Source organism: Brachybacterium sp. (assembly GCF_036379615.1).
In the GTDB taxonomy this organism is placed as follows: domain Bacteria; phylum Actinomycetota; class Actinomycetes; order Actinomycetales; family Dermabacteraceae; genus Brachybacterium.
Genome location: NZ_DASVGJ010000076.1, coordinates 1 through 16,059 on the forward strand (window position 1 = coordinate 1; position 16,059 = coordinate 16,059).

General features: G+C 70.5%; 14 protein-coding genes. 1 reads left to right on the forward strand and 13 read right to left on the reverse strand.

The features are described 5' to 3' along the window. The 9 genes from VF289_RS18520 to VF289_RS18560 form a co-directional block, all read right to left on the reverse strand. Positions 1–342, reverse strand: a 342-nt coding sequence (locus VF289_RS18520; RefSeq protein WP_330885797.1) for a hypothetical protein, incomplete at its 3' end; no start/stop codon positions are given. Positions 343–357: 15 nt separating this feature from the next. Beyond that, entirely contained in the window at positions 358–1,125 is a 768-nt protein-coding gene (dapB, locus tag VF289_RS18525) for a 4-hydroxy-tetrahydrodipicolinate reductase (RefSeq protein ID WP_330885799.1), read from the reverse strand. 76 nt (positions 1,126–1,201) lie between these two features. Continuing rightward, the gene (locus VF289_RS18530) at positions 1,202–2,545 is read right to left on the reverse strand and encodes a pitrilysin family protein (RefSeq protein ID WP_330885801.1); all 1,344 of its coding nucleotides are present in this window, start codon (positions 2,543–2,545) and stop codon (positions 1,202–1,204) included. A gap of 116 nt (positions 2,546–2,661) precedes the next feature. After that, positions 2,662–3,162, reverse strand: coding sequence for a hypothetical protein (locus tag VF289_RS18535; protein ID WP_330885803.1), 501 nt, complete (start codon positions 3,160–3,162; stop codon positions 2,662–2,664). A gap of 69 nt (positions 3,163–3,231) precedes the next feature. Next, the gene (locus VF289_RS18540) at positions 3,232–4,347 is read right to left on the reverse strand and encodes a WD40 repeat domain-containing protein (RefSeq protein WP_330885805.1); all 1,116 of its coding nucleotides are present in this window, start codon (positions 4,345–4,347) and stop codon (positions 3,232–3,234) included. Beyond that, positions 4,344–5,342 carry a hypothetical protein gene (locus VF289_RS18545; protein ID WP_330885807.1) on the reverse strand — a complete coding sequence of 333 codons (999 nt, stop codon included), beginning with the start codon at positions 5,340–5,342 and terminating at the stop codon, positions 4,344–4,346. Before VF289_RS18545 ends, VF289_RS18540 begins: the two co-directional genes overlap by 4 nt. Before the next feature lie 214 nt (positions 5,343–5,556). Beyond that, positions 5,557–7,824, reverse strand: a complete 2,268-nt coding sequence (locus VF289_RS18550; protein WP_330885823.1) for a polyribonucleotide nucleotidyltransferase — start codon at positions 7,822–7,824, stop codon at positions 5,557–5,559. A 213-nt stretch (positions 7,825–8,037) separates the two neighbouring features. Next, on the reverse strand, positions 8,038–8,307 hold the full coding sequence (gene rpsO / locus VF289_RS18555; RefSeq protein WP_330885809.1) for a 30S ribosomal protein S15: 270 nt from the start codon (positions 8,305–8,307) through the stop codon (positions 8,038–8,040). A gap of 144 nt (positions 8,308–8,451) precedes the next feature. Next, the gene (locus tag VF289_RS18560) at positions 8,452–9,471 is read right to left on the reverse strand and encodes a bifunctional riboflavin kinase/FAD synthetase (RefSeq protein WP_330885811.1); all 1,020 of its coding nucleotides are present in this window, start codon (positions 9,469–9,471) and stop codon (positions 8,452–8,454) included. Positions 9,472–9,805: 334 nt separating this feature from the next. On the opposite strand from VF289_RS18560, the gene VF289_RS18565 reads away from it, so the two are divergent. After that, on the forward strand, positions 9,806–11,368 hold the full coding sequence (locus VF289_RS18565) for a L,D-transpeptidase (protein ID WP_330885813.1): 1,563 nt from the start codon (positions 9,806–9,808) through the stop codon (positions 11,366–11,368). Positions 11,369–11,462: 94 nt separating this feature from the next. Here VF289_RS18565 and truB read toward each other — a convergent pair whose 3' ends face one another. The 4 genes from truB to infB all read right to left on the reverse strand — a co-directional run. Further along, entirely contained in the window at positions 11,463–12,449 is a 987-nt protein-coding gene (truB, locus tag VF289_RS18570; RefSeq protein ID WP_330885815.1) for a tRNA pseudouridine(55) synthase TruB, read from the reverse strand. Further along, on the reverse strand, positions 12,446–12,979 hold the full coding sequence (gene rbfA / locus VF289_RS18575) for a 30S ribosome-binding factor RbfA (RefSeq protein ID WP_330885817.1): 534 nt from the start codon (positions 12,977–12,979) through the stop codon (positions 12,446–12,448). The genes truB and rbfA overlap by 4 nt, the downstream gene beginning before the upstream one ends. Then, positions 12,976–14,124 carry a hypothetical protein gene (locus VF289_RS18580; protein ID WP_330885819.1) on the reverse strand — a complete coding sequence of 383 codons (1,149 nt, stop codon included), beginning with the start codon at positions 14,122–14,124 and terminating at the stop codon, positions 12,976–12,978. The genes rbfA and VF289_RS18580 overlap by 4 nt, the downstream gene beginning before the upstream one ends. Before the next feature lie 61 nt (positions 14,125–14,185). Next, positions 14,186–16,059: translation initiation factor IF-2 (gene infB / locus VF289_RS18585; RefSeq protein ID WP_330885821.1), on the reverse strand; the 1,874-nt coding region annotated here is incomplete at its 5' end.

The following is a 16,059-nucleotide window of genomic DNA, read 5'->3' on the forward strand; positions in this document are numbered from 1 at the left end:
CAGCGCGTCGTAGGCGAGGGCGAGGCGGAACCAGGCGCGCCAATCGTGCTCGGCACCCTCCTGGACAGCGGTGCGGGCGGCCTCGAACTCGGCCCGCGGGTCGCGGCCGTCGGCCTCAGCCGACGGCTCGAACCGCCGGGCGAGACGCCCGGCGCCCAGCCCGAACAGCACCTCCCGCCAGGTCACCCAGATGGTGAGGATCAGCAGGATCAGAATGCCGAGGGCCAGGCCGTAGCCGAGCAGGCCGCCCGCGCGGACGAAGCCCCAGGCGATCCAGCCCAGGCCCCAGGCGTAGGCCGCGGTGATCAGCACCAGCGCGGCGACGAAGAGCTTGTCCTTCATGTCTGCGCGCCCGGCTCAGCCGAGGTCCATGTAGCCGTCGAGGCCCACGGTGAGGCCGGGGTGGGCGGCGACCTCGCGCACGCCCAGCAGCACCCCGGGCATGAAGCTGATGCGGTCGAAGGAGTCGTGGCGCACGGTGAACTGCTCCCCCACTCCGCCGAACTGGACCACCTCATGGGCGACCAGTCCTCGCTGACGGACCGCGTGGACGTGGATTCCGTCCACGACCGCGCCGCGGGCCCCGGCAGGATCCTTCTCGGTGGCGTCCGGCACCGGGCCCAGGCCCCCGGCCGCGCGGCCGCGTGCGATCGCCGCCGCCGTATGGGTCGCGGTGCCCGAGGGGGCATCGAGCTTGTCGGGGTGGTGCATCTCGATGATCTCTGCGCTCTCGTAGTAGCGGGCAGCGATCTCCGCGAAGCGCATGGTGAGCACTGCGCCGATCGCGAAGTTCGGAGCGATCAGCACACCGATGCCGTCGGCGCCGTCGAGCTGGGCACGGAGCTCGGCGAGGCCCTTCTCGGTCCAGCCGGTGGTCCCGACGACGGCGTGGATCCCGTGCTCCACCAGCCAGCGCACGTTCTCGCCGGTCGCCGACGGGATGGTGAGATCGATCGCGACCTCGGCGCCGGCCTCGGCCACCGCACCGAGGGGGTCACCGCGACCGATCCGTGCGACCAGCTCGAGATCCTCTGCTCCCTCGACGGAGGCACAGGCGGCCGCGCCCATCCGCCCGGAGGCACCGAGCACGGCGACGCGGGTGGGGCGGGACGACGATTCGGTCATGGGGTTCTCCTCGGTGCGGGGCGGGTCGGGGGCACGGCAGGGCGGGCGGTGCACAACGTGCGAGGGCGATGGGCTCTCAGACCTCGGGGCCGACCTCGACCCGGGTGCTGAAGGCCCCGGAGAGATCGGTGGCGAGAGCGCGGACATCGTCGATCGTGACCGCACCGATGCGCGCCAGGGTCTCGTCGACGCTGGTGTAGCGGCCGTGGACGAGCTCGAGCGTGCCCAGTCGGCCCATCCGGGAGCCGGTGTCCTCCAGCCCGAGGGCGAAGGACCCGGTGATCTGCCCCTTGGCACGCGAGAGCTCGAGCTCGTCGATGCCCTGGGCCCCCATCCGGGTGAGCTCCTCGGCGAGCAGCTCGACCACCTGCGCGGTGCGGCCGGGCCGGCAGGCGGCGTACAGCCCGAACAGCCCGGCATCGCGGTAGCCGGCGCTGAAGGAGTACACCGAGTAGGCCAATCCACGCTGCTCGCGGATGTTCTGGAACAGGCGGGAGGACATGCCGCCGCCGAGGATCGACATCAGCACCGAAAGGGTATGACGGTCCTCGCTCAGCGCTGTCAGCCCACGCCCGCCGAGGTAGATGTGGTTCTGCTCGGTGGAACGGCCCAGACGGTGCGGGGCGAGCGCGGCGACCTCGGCGGGATCGACGACGAGGCCCCCGGCGTCGGACGCCCGTACGGCACCGTGAGGGCGTCGCCGGGGCAGGGCGCCCTCGGCGAGCTCCCAGCCGCCGCGTCGCAGACCGTCGCTCAGCAGTCCTGCGAGCTCCTCGTGGTCGAGGTCGCCGACTGCCGTGACCACCAGGTTCTCGGGCCGGTAGTGCTCGATGAAGTGGTCGCGCACGTCCTCGATGGTCAGGGCGTTCACCGTCTCGGCGGTCCCGCCGACGGGCCGGCCGATCGGGGTGTCGGGCCCGAGGGCGTCGGCGAGGAAGGTCTCGTAGCCGACGTCGGTGGGGTCGTCCTCCGCCATCGCGAGCTCCTCGAGGATGACCTCGCGCTCGGTGGCCAGGGCCTCGTCCTCCAGCAGCGAGGCGGTGATCATGTCGGTGAGCACGTCGACGGCCATCGGGATGTCCGCCGAGCGGACCCGCCCGAAGTAGAGGGTGTGCTCCTTGGCGGTGACGGCGTTGGAGTCACCGCCCACCTCGTCGAAGGCGGTCGCGATGTCCATCGCGCTGCGGCGCCGGGTGCCCTTGAACAGCAGGTGCTCGAGCACGTGGGTGGAGCCGGCGTGGGCCGGCGCCTCGTCCCGGGAGCCGACCGGCAGCCACAGCCCGATGGTCGCGCTGCGCACGCTGCGGTCCGTCTGGGTCAGCAGCCGCACTCCCCCGGGCAGGATGCTGCGGCGCACCCCGGTGGCGGGTTCGAGCAGCACGTCGGAGGCGGGATCGTCATAGGAGAGGTCGAGAGGCATCGATCGATTGTTCCACGGAGCGGCACGTCTCCCCGCGAGACCTCCCTCACCTCGCCCGTCGCCGGGGGGACTGCAGCGAGAGCCTCCGGGTCGTGACCGGCGCATGTCACCAGAGCTCATCGCCAGGATCGGCGCTCCCAGAGCAGCTCGAACCACACCACGGTGCCGTCATCGAGGGTCACCACGTCGAAGGCCGAATCCTGAGTGCGGGAGAACTGCTGGGCGCGCGCTGAGCGCCCGGCGATCTCCAGGAGGTCGTACTCGTCCTGCACCCGGAGCACCGATATCGGGTCCTGCTCGCTCCCGGTCCCGCTGGCACGCAGCCCGGCGAGCGCGAGTCGCGCGATGCGGCGGTGCCTCTCGGCGCCGGCGAAGTCCCCGATCCGCTCCAGCGCCCGGGCGAGCTCGGTGTGGACGCGCGGGCTCAGAAGCGCGGCAGGCAGCTGCTCGGAGAGAGCACGCACCAGATCCTCGGCGCTGTGCTCACCGGCGTCCGGGAGCACGAGATGCGGGTCGTGGCGAGGATGGCGCAGGATCCACTGCTGGACCTCCTGGCGTCCAGCGGCCGACGGCTCGCGAAGGTAGTCCTCGAGGACGTCACTGAAGCTCCTGCTCATCGTCCCTGCCTCTCGGTCTCGACGTCGATCGTGCAGATCGGGAGGGCCCGCGTCCGCGCGCCCGCCCGGTCACGGCATCTCCAGCGGTGCCCATTCCTGGCCGTTCCAGGTGACCACGCCCCACCAACGGGTCACCGCATACAGGATGCCGTCCGGGCCCCACGCGGTACGGCCCAGCTCTCCGGGAGCACCGATGTCGGGGACGGACTCCGGCAGGTCGATGCGCTCGTGCCCCGCGAGGCCGGCGTGCCAGAGCTCGAGGCGCTCGGACTCACCGCCGGAGACGGCGATGCGGCCTTCCGGGCCCGCGGCGATGTACTCGGGCACGGAGATCCCAGACTCGATTCCCGACGCGCATCCGGAGCCGGGGGACGCCTGCTGGAGCCCGCCCTCCTCACCGATGCCCAGGATGATGCGTCCCTGGCCGTCGGGTGCGAGTCCCACCGCGTCCTGCGAGCAGCTCTCCAGGGCCGCGACACGTTCACCGGTGCGGGCATCCCACAGCTCGGCGCCCTGCCCCTGGACGGCGACAGCGATCTGCGATCCGTCCAGCGTGTAGGCGAGCGCCATCGGCGTCCCGGACCGGAAAGGCAGAACCGGCGCGGTCGTGCACGAGCCCTCGGCGAGGGTCCACAGCCGGACCGTCCCGTCCGTGCTCAGGGAGGCGAGCTGGTCACCCTCGGGGCTGAAGGCAAGGTCCCGGATGGTCCGGGAGCGCAGGGAATCCGACTCCGCATGGCCGCCGAGGGTCCACAGCACCTCACCATCGGGCCGCGTCAGGTGGATCGCGAGCTCTCCGGCCGTCGCGATCAGGTCGTCCTGCGGATGCCAGGCGATCGCACCGGTCATCGTGTCATCGAAGCGGGTGACGATCTCCCCGGTCGCGGTGTCCCAGATCGTCGTCCCCGCCGTCTCGCTCTCCGACAGCGCCCTGCGGTGCCACCATTCATGGGCGGCGACACGCGTGCCGTCCGGGGACACGGCGAGGCCGAGGAGTCCGAGCTGCGGTTCGCTGCGCAGATGGGTCTCCGACCCGACGAAGGGAATCGACAGCCCGCCTCCGGAATCGAGCGGCTGATCCCCCTCCAGGCACACGCTGTCCGCGGGCCCGCCGCACGCGCTGAGCGTTCCCGCTCCCACGAGCAGTCCGGCACCCAGGAGGGCTCGTCTGCTGGTTCCGCTCATCCCTGGCTCACCGGGACATCGGCATCCCGCTGTGCCTGCTGCAGGTCCTCGAGGGTGAACTCGTCGGCGAACTCGTCCTCCCGCTCGCGAGCATCGACCTCGACGCCCTGGTCCAGGTACTCCTGCATCTGCTCCTGGTACTCGGGAGTATTCGGATCACCGGTCGGCGGGAACTCGTAGTTCCACGGCCTGAACTCGTGCCGCCACTGCTCGATCTCCTCGCGCGTGATGCCGAACTCCTCCTCCACCTGGGCGTACTCCTCGCTGTTGTCATCGCCCGTGATCCAGTCCCACGGGTCGGCGGCGGTGCGGTGGATCATCTCGTACTGCACCTGATGCCTGGCCTCGTGGGCAGCGATCTGCAGGCCGTAGGGGCTGTCCAGCAGGTCGCTGCTCAGGTAGATCACTCCGGTCTCGAGCGAGATCGCCCCACCGCTGATCACTCCGGGAAAGAAGCGGACCTCCACGTCCACCGGCGCGAGCTCCTGGCCCGCGTTCATCCCGTACGCCGCGACCTCGTCCTCGACGATCTGCGCGAGCACGGCTCTGCGGTCGTCCTCGGACATCTCGTCCCACGCCGTCTGGATCGCGGGATCGTTCGTCGTCGTGACCCCGTCACCAGGGTCGAAGGCGACACCCGGGAGTGACGGGAGGAATGCCGGAGGACCTCCGTTCGCGGCGGGGTCGGCACCCGGCTGCGACGCACCGGTTCCGCCGCCCTCGGCCGTGGAGGCACGCTCCTGGTCATCGACGTGCCGCGAGAGCTCCTCGGCGGCACCTCGCAAGTGCTCCAGCAGCGACGCGGCGGCGTGATCGCGCACCGTGGACCATACGGTGCGGAACCCTTCCGCATCCGGCCCCCGCCAGAAGGAATCGAGTCCCGAGATCGTCCCGTCCACCACGCCCAGCCGTGCGCGCAACGTCCCTTCCGCTCGACGGACGGAGTCGGAGTACCGCAGGACCTCCTCGGTGTCGATCCCCAGCATGTCGTTCATCCCTGCCCCCGCACCGCCCGAACCCCTGTGATCTGGCTGACCGCAGACACCGTACGCGACGGCGCGCATCCCGGCCAAGAACAGCCTGTCCCATGTGGACAGCCGGCGCGCGATGCGCACGATCCGGCACGCGGAGGGACCGGCGACGACGCGAGGGCGGCACCCCGGGTGGGGTGCCGCCCTCGCGCGGAGGCTCAGCGGGTGAGCTGCCGGATCACTCCGCGGCGGAGTCCTCGGCCGGGGCGGAGTCGTTCGATTCGTCCTCGTCCTCGATCACGGCGAGGGAGATCTTCCCGCGGGAGTCGATCTCACGGATCTCGACCTCGATCTTCTGACCGACCTTGGCGACATCCTCGACGTTGTCGACCCGCTTGCCGTCGTTCAGCTTGCGCAGCTGGGTGACGTGGAGCAGGCCGTCCTTGCCCGGGGTGAGCGAGACGAAGGCGCCGAAGTCGACCACGCGCACGACGGTGCCGAGGTAGCGCTCGCCGATCTCGGGGACCATCGGGTTGGCGATGGCGTTGACCGCGGAGCGCGCGGCCTCGGCCGACGGCCCGTCGGTGGCGCCGATGTACACGGTGCCGTCGTCCTCGATGGTGATGTCCGCACCGGTGTCGTCCTGGATCTTGTTGATCATCGCGCCCTTCGGGCCGATGACCGCGCCGATCTTGTCGACCGGGACGGTGACCGCGAGGACGCGCGGAGCGTGCGGGCTCATCTCGTCGGGCACGTCGATCGCCTCGCCGAGCACACCGAGGATCGCCAGGCGGGCCTCGTGAGCCTGCCCCAGCGCACCGGTGAGCACGGAGGTCGGCAGACCGTCGAGCTTGGTGTCGAGCTGGATAGCGGTGATGAACTCGTCGGTACCGGCGACCTTGAAGTCCATGTCGCCGAAGGCGTCCTCGGCGCCGAGGATGTCGGTGAGCGCCGCATAGCGGGTCTCACCCTCGACCGAGTCCGAGATCAGGCCCATGGCGATGCCGGCCACCGGGGCGCGCAGCGGCACACCGGCGTTCAGCAGCGACAGGGTCGAGGCGCAGACGGAGCCCATCGAGGTGGAGCCGTTGGAGCCGAGGGCCTCGGAGACCTGGCGGATCGCGTAGGGGAACTCCTCGCGGCTGGGCAGGACCGGCACCAGGGCGCGCTCGGCGAGCATGCCGTGGCCGATCTCGCGACGCTTCGGGGAGCCGACGCGCCCGGTCTCACCGGTGGAGTACGGCGGGAAGTTGTAGTGGTGCACGTAGCGCTTGCGCACGACCGGCCCGAGGGAGTCGATCTGCTGCTCCATCTTGAGCATGTTCAGCGTGGAGACACCCAGGATCTGGGTCTCGCCGCGCTGGAACAGCGCCGAGCCGTGGACGCGCGGGAGCACCTCGACCTCGGCGGAGAGCGCACGGATGTCGCGAAGACCACGGCCATCGATGCGGACACCGTCGGTGAGGACCTTCTTGCGCACGACCTGCTTGGTCAGCGAGCGGAACGCCCCGCTGACCTCCTTCTCGCGTCCTTCGAGCTGCGTGCCCTCGCCGGCGAGCTCCTCGGTGACCTCACCGAGCAGCTGCTCGGTGCGCTCCTCGCGCTCGGTCTTGGCGGCGATGGACATGACCTCGGCCAGGCGCTCGGTGGCGGCGGCCTCGACGGCGGCGTAGGCGTCGTCCTGGTAGTCCAGGAACAGCGGGAACTCGCGCACGGGCTTGGCAGCGGTGGCGGCCAGCTCCTGCTGGGCGACGCAGAGGCTGCGGATGAAGACCTTGGAGGCCTCGATGCCCTCGGCCACGACGGCCTCGGTGGGGGCGATCGCGCCCTGCTCCTTGATCAGCGTCCAGGCGTTGTCGGTGGCCTCGGCCTCGACCATCATGATCGCGACATCCTGATGTCCTGCCTCGTCCTCGACGATGCGACCGGCGACGACCATCGAGAAGACGGCCTCGTCCAGCTGCGAGAAGGTCGGGAACGCGACCCACTGGCCGCCGCCCTGGGCGTCGGGCATGAGGGCGATGCGCACAGCGCCGATCGGGCCGTTGAAGGGCAGCCCGGAGATCTGCGTCGAGGCGGAGGCGCCGTTGATGCCGACCACGTCGTACGCGTCCTCGGGAGCGTTCGCCATGACGGTGAGGACGACCTGGACCTCGTTGCGCAGGCCCTTCACGAAGGCCGGGCGCAGCGGACGGTCGGTGAGGCGGCAGGCCAGGATGGCGTCCGTGCCGGGGCGGCCCTCGCGACGGAAGAAGGAGCCGGGGATGCGGCCCGCGGCGTACATCCGCTCCTCGACGTCGATCGTGAGCGGGAAGAAGTCGAAATGGTCCTTCGGCTTGTTCGACACGGAGGTCGCCGAGAAGACCATGGTGTCGTCGTCCAGGTAGACGGCGACGGCGCCGGCGGCCTGCTGGGCCAGGCGTCCGGTCTCGAAACGGATCTCGCGGCGCCCGTAGGAGCCGTTGTCGATGACTGCGGTGGTGGCGGTGATGTCGGGGCCTTCCATGGCCATGTGACTCTCCTCGGAGGAAGGGGTGCCCTGCCGGTGCGGCCTTCGTCAGTCACCCTCGGACACCGGGTCCCGGGGTCGGGACGCCTGCTCCGCGGGTCACTGCCGAGGACCGAACCTGGTCGGGGCGGTGGACGGGTGCACCCGCCGTGCGGAGCACGACGGGCACATGAAACCGCCGCCCGCCCCAGGGGCGAGCGGCGGCGATCGTCAGCGGCGGATGCCGAGACGCTTGATCAGCGAGCGGTAGCGCTCGATGTCGACGCCCTGCAGGTACTGCAGGAGGCGCTTGCGCTGACCGACCAGAAGCATCAGACCACGACGCGTGTGGTGATCGTGCTTGTGGGTCTTGAGGTGCTCGGTCAGGTAGGTGATGCGATGGGTGAGCAGCGCGATCTGGACCTCGGGCGAACCGGTGTCGCCCTCGGTGGTCCCGTACTCCTTGATGATCTGCTGCTTCGTAGCGGTGTCGAAGGCCATGGCTCTCCTGGGTCGTTGCGCGGCGCTCCGGGACCTTGTGTCCGGGCACTGGGACGAGCGAGCCCCGATGCCGCGCGCCCGAAGGCACTCGCGAGCAGGGGCGGACTCACTCTCCGCGGCCGTCATGACGGCGTCGGCAGGATATCAGGCGGTCGCACCGGGACGGGAGCGCTCCGTCTCGAGAGTGCGGCGGGTCACCTCGACGTCCCTGTCCATCTGCTCGACCAGGCTGTCCACCGAATCGAACTTCAGGGTCGGCCGTTGGTAGCCCACGAACTCGAGTCGGACCGTATCGCCGTAGAGGTCCAGGTCATGGGCGCCGTGCACGTACGCCTCGACCGTGCGCCGCGGGGCGCCGTCGGCCTCGAAGGTGGGGTTGGTGCCGATGGAGATGGTGGCGGGCGCTCCCGCGAGCGGCTCGACGCCGAGGTGCGAGGGGTGCTGCTCGATGACCGTCAGGTGACCGGCGTAGACGCCGTCGGCCGGGATCAGCCCGGCCGGCGACGGTCCGAGGTTCGCCGTCGGGAAGCCGAGCTCACGGCCACGGCGGAACCCGTGATGGACCACATCGGTGACCGTGTGCGGGCGACCCAGCGCCTCGCGCGCGGCGACCACATCGCCCTCCAGCAGGTCGCGGCGGATCCCCGAGGAGGAGATCCTTCCCGTGCCGGCCCCCTCGGGGCCGAGCTCGTCGACGGTGACCACCTCGAATCCGTACCGCTCGCCGAGCTCGCGCATGGTGCGGATGTCCCCTGCGTTACCTCGGCCGAACAGCGCGTCCTCTCCGAGGACCACGCATCGTGCGCCGAGCCCCTCGACCAGGAAGACGCGCACGAAGTCCTCGGGCGAGTACTGCGCGAAGTCGAGGGTGAACTCCAGGTCGAGCACGCCATGCATGCCGGCCAGGAGCAGCAGGCGGTCACGGTCCTCATGGCCGGTCAGAAGAGGCGTGGTGGCCGGATCGCCCATCACATGGCGCGGATGGGGCCAGAAGGTGAGGGCCACCGGCGCCAGGGACCGGGCCTCCGCATGGTGGCGCAGCTGGTCCAGCACGAAGCGATGCCCGCGGTGGACCCCGTCGTAGTTGCCGATCGAGACCGCGGTGGGCCCGAGCAGCTCAGCAGGCACCTCGTGGACGGAGTGCCAGATGGGGACGCGGGTCACGACGCGGTCATGTCCTTCCGGGGGCGGATGCGCTCTCGCGCCGGGGTCAGCAGCGCCGGATCCGGCGCTCGGCGAAGATCGCCGGTGCACACTGTAGCGCTCACCGAAGGTGGCGACGCCGGGGCAGCTCCGGTCATGAACTCCGGCCCGACCCCGAGGTGACCGACGAGCACGATGCGAAGCTGTGACGAAGCTCTGGCGGTTCTCCATGTTCTGAGGTATGCCCCCTCCTCTATCCTGTGGGGCAAGGTGGCGACGGGGAGGGACCCCCTGTGCAGTCCCGCGCATCGCCGCGGGGGCAGCCACGAACGCCACCGAGAACGGATCTGACTCCATGACGAACGTGACCGACACGGCCGCGCCGGGCGGCCCCCGAGCTACCGGCCGCCACGGCCGCCGACGACTTGCCCTGGTGCTGGTCGCCGTCCTGGCCGTCATCGCCGTCGTCCTCACGGGTGGCGCGCTGGCCTACGCCAAGCAGTTCGAGGGTCGCGCACTGCCCGGCACCACGCTGCTCGGACAGGATGTCTCCGGGAAGACTCCCGAGGAGATCTCCTCACTCGTCGCCGAGCGCGGCGAGAAGGTGACCGTCGCCATCACTGCCGGTGACGAGCAGCGAGAGGCGACCCTCGAGGACCTCGGCGTGAGCGTCGACGCCGCCGCCACCGCGCAGGCCGCCGTCGAGCGCGACGACTCCTTCACCGGAGTGCTCGCCTCGACCTGGTCCGGTGAGCACGAGGTGGCGCCGGTCGTGACCGTCGACGACGCCGCGACCACGGCCTACGCCAAGAGCCTCGTGCCCGAGGACCGCACCACCCCGGTCGATGCGAAGGTGACCTTCGACGAGGACGAGCAGGTCTGGAAGGCCGAGCCCGGCCGCAACGGCCAGGGCGTGGATCCCCAGACCCTCGTGGACGCGGTGACGAACAGGGCGCCCTCGCTCGAGGACTTCGCCGTCGAGCAGCCCATCGAGGAGATCACCCCCGCCATCACGACCGAGGACGCGGAGGAGGTCGTGGGCTCCATCTCCGAGCTGCTCGAGCAGCCGATGGCCATCACCGGTGCGGATGGCGAGACCCACGAGGTCTCCGCCGAGCGCCGCAACGGCTGGATCTCCGTCGCCCCCGACGAGTCCGGGAAGACTCTGAGCATCGCGGTGGACGAGGACGCCGTGCGCGAGTGGGTCGCCACCCGGGCCGAGCAGGACGCCGTCGAGGCGGAGGACGGCATCGAGCAGATCGATGAGGAGGGCGAGGTCGTCAAGGTCGTCGCCGAGAAGAAGGACGGCCTGAAGATCACCAACTCCGATGCCGTCGCGGACGAGCTGATCGCTGCGCTCACCGGCACCACTCCCCTCGAGGCCGCCTTCGAGACCGCGAAGGTCGAGGCGGAGGTCGAGCAGGTCGACGCACCGAAGTCCGAGGACGAGGAGGACGGCGAGGGCTCGAAGGACGAGGATGGCGAGAAGGAGGAGGAGGAGGGCGAGGAGTCCGCTCCCCCGGCGAATCCCACCGGCGAGAAGTGGATCGATGTCGATCTCAGCGCCAAGACGGTGACCGCGTACGTGGGCGACACTCCCGTGTGGGGACCCCGCTCGATGGTCGACGGCAAGCCCGGCAACGAGACCGTCACCGGCACCTACGAGATCTACCTCCGCTACGACCGCCAGGACATGACCAACGCGGCCTACTACCCCGAGGATCACCCCAAGTACTACCTCACCCCGGACGTCCCCTGGGTGCAGTACTTCCACAACGGGTACGGCTTCCACGGCGCCCCCTGGCGCTCGTCCTTCGGCTACTCCGGCTCGCACGGCTGCATCAACATGCCGGTCTCCGACGCGAAGTGGCTGTACGACTGGGCGAGCATCGGCACCAAGACCGTCGTCCACTACTGACCCGCAGTCCGCACCGCACTCCTCGGAGCACGAGAGAGGGGGCATCCACCGTGACGGTGGATGCCCCCTCTCTCGTGCTGCGCCCCCGGAGGGCTCAGCAGCGAGCGTCGGGAGGGACCACGAGCGCGGGCCGCCAGGAGGATCCCTGCGGCGCGAGCACGGCGATCAGGCGTCCGGCCGCGTCGAGCGCTGCGACAGGGCGTTCCTCAGCGGAGGTGACACCCTTGTGCGGCGGCGGGACGGGGGCCGGCGTCGGAGTGGCCGTGGACCTGATCGGTCGACCGGTCCCGAGCGCGGCGACCTGCTCCTCGTCGACAGCGAGGGTGGGCAGCACTCGAGCCGCGATCGCCCCCAGACCGTGCAGCGGCAGCTCGACGTCATCGCCCTCGCCGCGGGCGGGGACGCGCAGCGCCTGCTCGACGTCGAAGGGACCCACGGCGGTACGGCGCAGCGCCGTGAGGTGGCCTCCCACTTCGAGCGCGGCGCCGAGGTCGCGGGCCAATGCCCGCACGTAGGTGCCGGAGGAGCAGTCGACCAGCGCATCGAGATCGACGTGGGGGCCCGCGAGGCGGCGACCGGTGACGTCGAAGCGGGAGATCCTCACCGGGCGGGCGGAGAGCTGGACGTCCTCCCCGGCGCGGGCGCGGGCGTAGGCGCGCTTCCCATCGATCTTGATCGCGCTGACGGTCGAGGGCACCTGGTCGATGTCGCCGCGCAGGGCCGTGAGCGCCTGCTCGACCTGTGAGTCGGTCAGAGCACCGGCATCGATCACCTCGCCGAGCGCCTCCCCTTCCCGGTCATCGGTGGTGGTGGCGCGGCCCAGCCGGATCGTCGCGTGATACGTCTTGTCCAGGCCCACCAGATAGGTGAGCAGTCGCGTTCCCTGGCCGATTCCGAGCACCAGGAGCCCGGTCGCCATGGGATCGAGGGTGCCGGCGTGGCCCACCTTCTTGGTCCCCAGCAGCCAGCGGACCCTGGCGACGACATCGTGGCTGGTGCGCTCCGGGGCCTTGTCGACCAGCAGGATGCCGTGCGGGGCGGCGCTCCCGCTCGCCCGCCGCGACGCGGGGCCCGGGCTCACGCCTGCTCGCGGCCGAATCCGCCTGCCGCAGACGTGTTCTCGTCCGAGATGGTCTCGTCGAGGACGTCCTCCTGCTCGCGGGCCTCCTCGTCGTCGAGGTCCTCGTCCTCCTCGCGCGGCTTGCGGTACGGGTCCTCCTCGCCGGCGTAGGTCGCTCCCGCCTTGGCCTTCTCGAGCTCTGCGTCGCGCCCGCGGGCTTCGCTGAGGAGGTCCTCGATGACGCGCGCATTCTCGGGCACCGCATCGGCGATGAACTCGAGGGTGGGGGTCAGCCGCACGCCGGTCTGACGGCCCACCTCGCGGCGGAGCATCCCGGTGGCGCTGACCAGTGCCGCACCGGTCCCCTCCCGCTCCTCGTCGGAGCCGAAGACGGTGTAGAAGAGGGTGGCGTGCTGGAGGTCTCCGCTGACCCGCACATCGGTGATGGTCACGAAGCCGAGTCGCGGGTCCTTGACCCGGGTGTCGAGCATGGTCGCCACGATGACCTTGATCCGGTCGGCGAGCTTGAGGGCGCGGGGGTTGTCGTTCATGGTGTGTAACTCTCCTGATCAGCGGCGAGGGCAGCGAGCTGCTCGGCGTGGGGGTGGTCGGTGGGGATCGCGAGCAGGATGTCGCGGTCGATGGAGTGGTCGACGCGGTGCCGGAAGGCCCCGTCGGCGCTGAGGACCCGCAGCCCTGCGTCGGCGAGGACCGCGCTGGCCTGCGCGTGATCGAGGGTGTGGCGGTTGACGGCGAGAGCGAGCCCGGCGCCGTCGCGCAGCAGCCTCCGCCAGCCCGGGGCCGCGATGCGCAGCACCTCGAGCGGGGAGCGCTGCCACTGGTCTCCGGCCCGGGAGCCGTGCTGGACCCCGTACGGCAGATCGGCGACCAGGGCGTCCACGGACGCGGCGGGCAGCAGCTTCCCGAGATGGACGGTGTCACAGCCGAGCACCGTCAGTCGCTGGCCCCTTCCGGCCCGCAGGGTCTGCTTGTCCGGCGCGAGCTCCGCCTCCACCCGGATCCCCAGCTGCTCTCCGTGCACGGTGAGCCGGGTGCTGTCCAGGGTGTGCCGCACGCGATGGGTGCGCAGCCAGCTGCCCAGGAACGTCCGATAGGCCTCGACGTCCTTGCGGTCGATCTCGGCGCCGAGGGGGCTGAGCCCCAGCCGCAGGGCACGGTTGAGCGTGGTGCCCCGCCCGCAGAGCGGATCGAGCAGCGACAGCGTGCCGTCGAACAGTCCGGCACGCCGCGCGGACAGAGCGGCGGCGAGATTGACCAGCATCGCGGTGAACTGCTCGTTGGTCTTGCCGGGGTAGCGCAGGATCGTCTCGAGATCCGCCGGGTGGTGCAGGACGGCGGGCAGAGCACGCGGCCTCAGCAGCGGCTCCTCCTGCCCGGAGGAGGGCTCCTCGATCACGTCCAGCACACCGAGCGTGGAGGACAGCGAACCCAGCAGTCGACCGAGCTCGACGTCCTCGCCGGGGGTGCCGGTCGGAGCGGGAGCGTCGGTCAGAGCGGGGGCGCCGTGCACCTCGAGCGCCTCCATCCCGCCGACGCTCCGCTGCCGGAGCCGGGGGACGGCTCCCAGATGGGCACCCAGCACCCAGTGCGCCTCGGAGAGCGCGAGAGCACCCGCGGCCTGCGCGTAGACGCGATTGGCCGAGGGTGCTCGCAGGACGAGGGACACCGAGGTCATGTGCTCTCCTCCCCCGCCGGTCACGGCCGGGCATCCCGCAGGATGCCCGGCCGTCCCAGGATCAGATGCGGGGCTTCTCCTGCATCTCGTAGGTGGTGATGTGGTCCTCGAGCTGGAGGTCGTTGTACGAGCCCAGGTTGATGCCGCACTCGAAGCCGTCGCGGACCTCGGTGACATCGTCCTTGAACCGGCGCAGACCCGCCACCTCGATGTTCTCCGCGACCACCACACCATTGCGGGTGATGCGCGCCTTCGCACCGCGCTTGATGATGCCGCTGCGCACGATCGAACCGGCGATGTTGCCGAACTTGGAGGAGCGGAAGATCTCGCGGATCTCCGCCGAGCCGAGCTCGACCTCCTCGTACTCCGGCTTGAGCATGCCCTTGAGGGCGGACTCGACCTCGTCGATGGCGTTGTAGATGACCGAGTAGTACTTGATCTCCACGCCCTCGCGCTCGGCGTAGTCCGCGTTCAGACCCTCCGCACGGACGTTGTAGCCGATGATGACGGCGTTCGAGGCGACGGCGAGGTTGATGTTGTTCATCGTGATCGCGCCGACACCACGATCGATGATGCGCAGGTCCACGCCCTCACCGACCTCGATGCCGAGCAACGACTCCTCGAGAGCCTCCACGGCACCGGCCGCGTCACCCTTGAGGATGAGGTTGAGGGTCTCGACCTTGCCGTCGGCCATGTGCTGGTTGATGTCCTCGAGGCTGATCCGCTTGCGGACCTTCGAGAGCGACGCGGCACGCTTGGCGGCCTCGCGCTTCTCGGCGATCTGACGGGCGGTGCGCTCGTCCTGGGCGACCAGGAAGGAGTCACCGGCGCCGGGCACCGAGGTCAGGCCGAGCACCTGCACCGGACGGGACGGACCCGCCTCGGAGACGGTCTCGCCGTTCTCGTCGAGCATCGCTCGCACACGGCCGTGGCCGGTGCCGCAGACGATCGCATCGCCGACGCGCAGAGTGCCCTGCTGGACCAGCACCGTCGCGACCGGGCCGCGGCCCTTGTCGAGGTTCGCCTCGATGGACACGCCACGCGCGTCCTTCTCCCGGACCGCGGTGAGCTCGAGCGCGGCGTCCGCGGTGAGCAGCACCGCCTCCAGCAGCGCCTCGATGTTGAGGTTCTCGCGCGCGGAGACGTCCACGAACATCGTCTCGCCGCCGTACTCCTCGGCGATCAGGTTGTACTCCGTCAGCTGCTGCCGGATCTTCTCCGGGTTGGCCTCGGGCTTGTCCACCTTGTTGACCGCGACCACGATCGGCACGTTCGCCGCCTGGGCGTGGTTGAGCGCCTCGATGGTCTGGGGCATGACGCCGTCATCCGCGGCGACCACGAGGATCGCGATGTCGGTGACATCGGCACCACGGGCACGCATGGCGGTGAACGCCTCGTGACCGGGGGTGTCGATGAAGGTCAGCGCACGCTCCTGCTCCTCGTGCTCGACCTCCACCTGGTAGGCACCGATGTGCTGGGTGATGCCGCCGGCCTCGCCGGCTCCGACCTTCGCCTTGCGGATGGTGTCCAGCAGGCGGGTCTTGCCGTGGTCGACGTGTCCCATGACGGTGACGACGGGCGGACGCGGCATGCGGTCCTCCTCGTCCTCGCCGGCGAGTTCGGCGTCCAGATCGATGTCGAACTGCTCCAGCAGCTCGCGCTCCTCGTCCTCCGGGGAGACGATCTCGATCTTGTAGCCCAGCTCCTCGCCCAGCAGGCCGAAGGTGTCCTCGTCCAGCGACTGGGTCGCGGTGGCCATCTCGCCCATCGCGAACATCACCGTGATCAGCGATGCGGGGTTGACGTCGATGCGGTCGGCGAAGTCCGACAGCGAGGCGCCGCGGCGCAGGCGCACGGTCTGGCCGTTGCCGCGCGGGATCGAGACGCCGCCCGGCGCCGGAGCCTGCTGCTGCTCGAACTCCTGGCGCTTCGCGC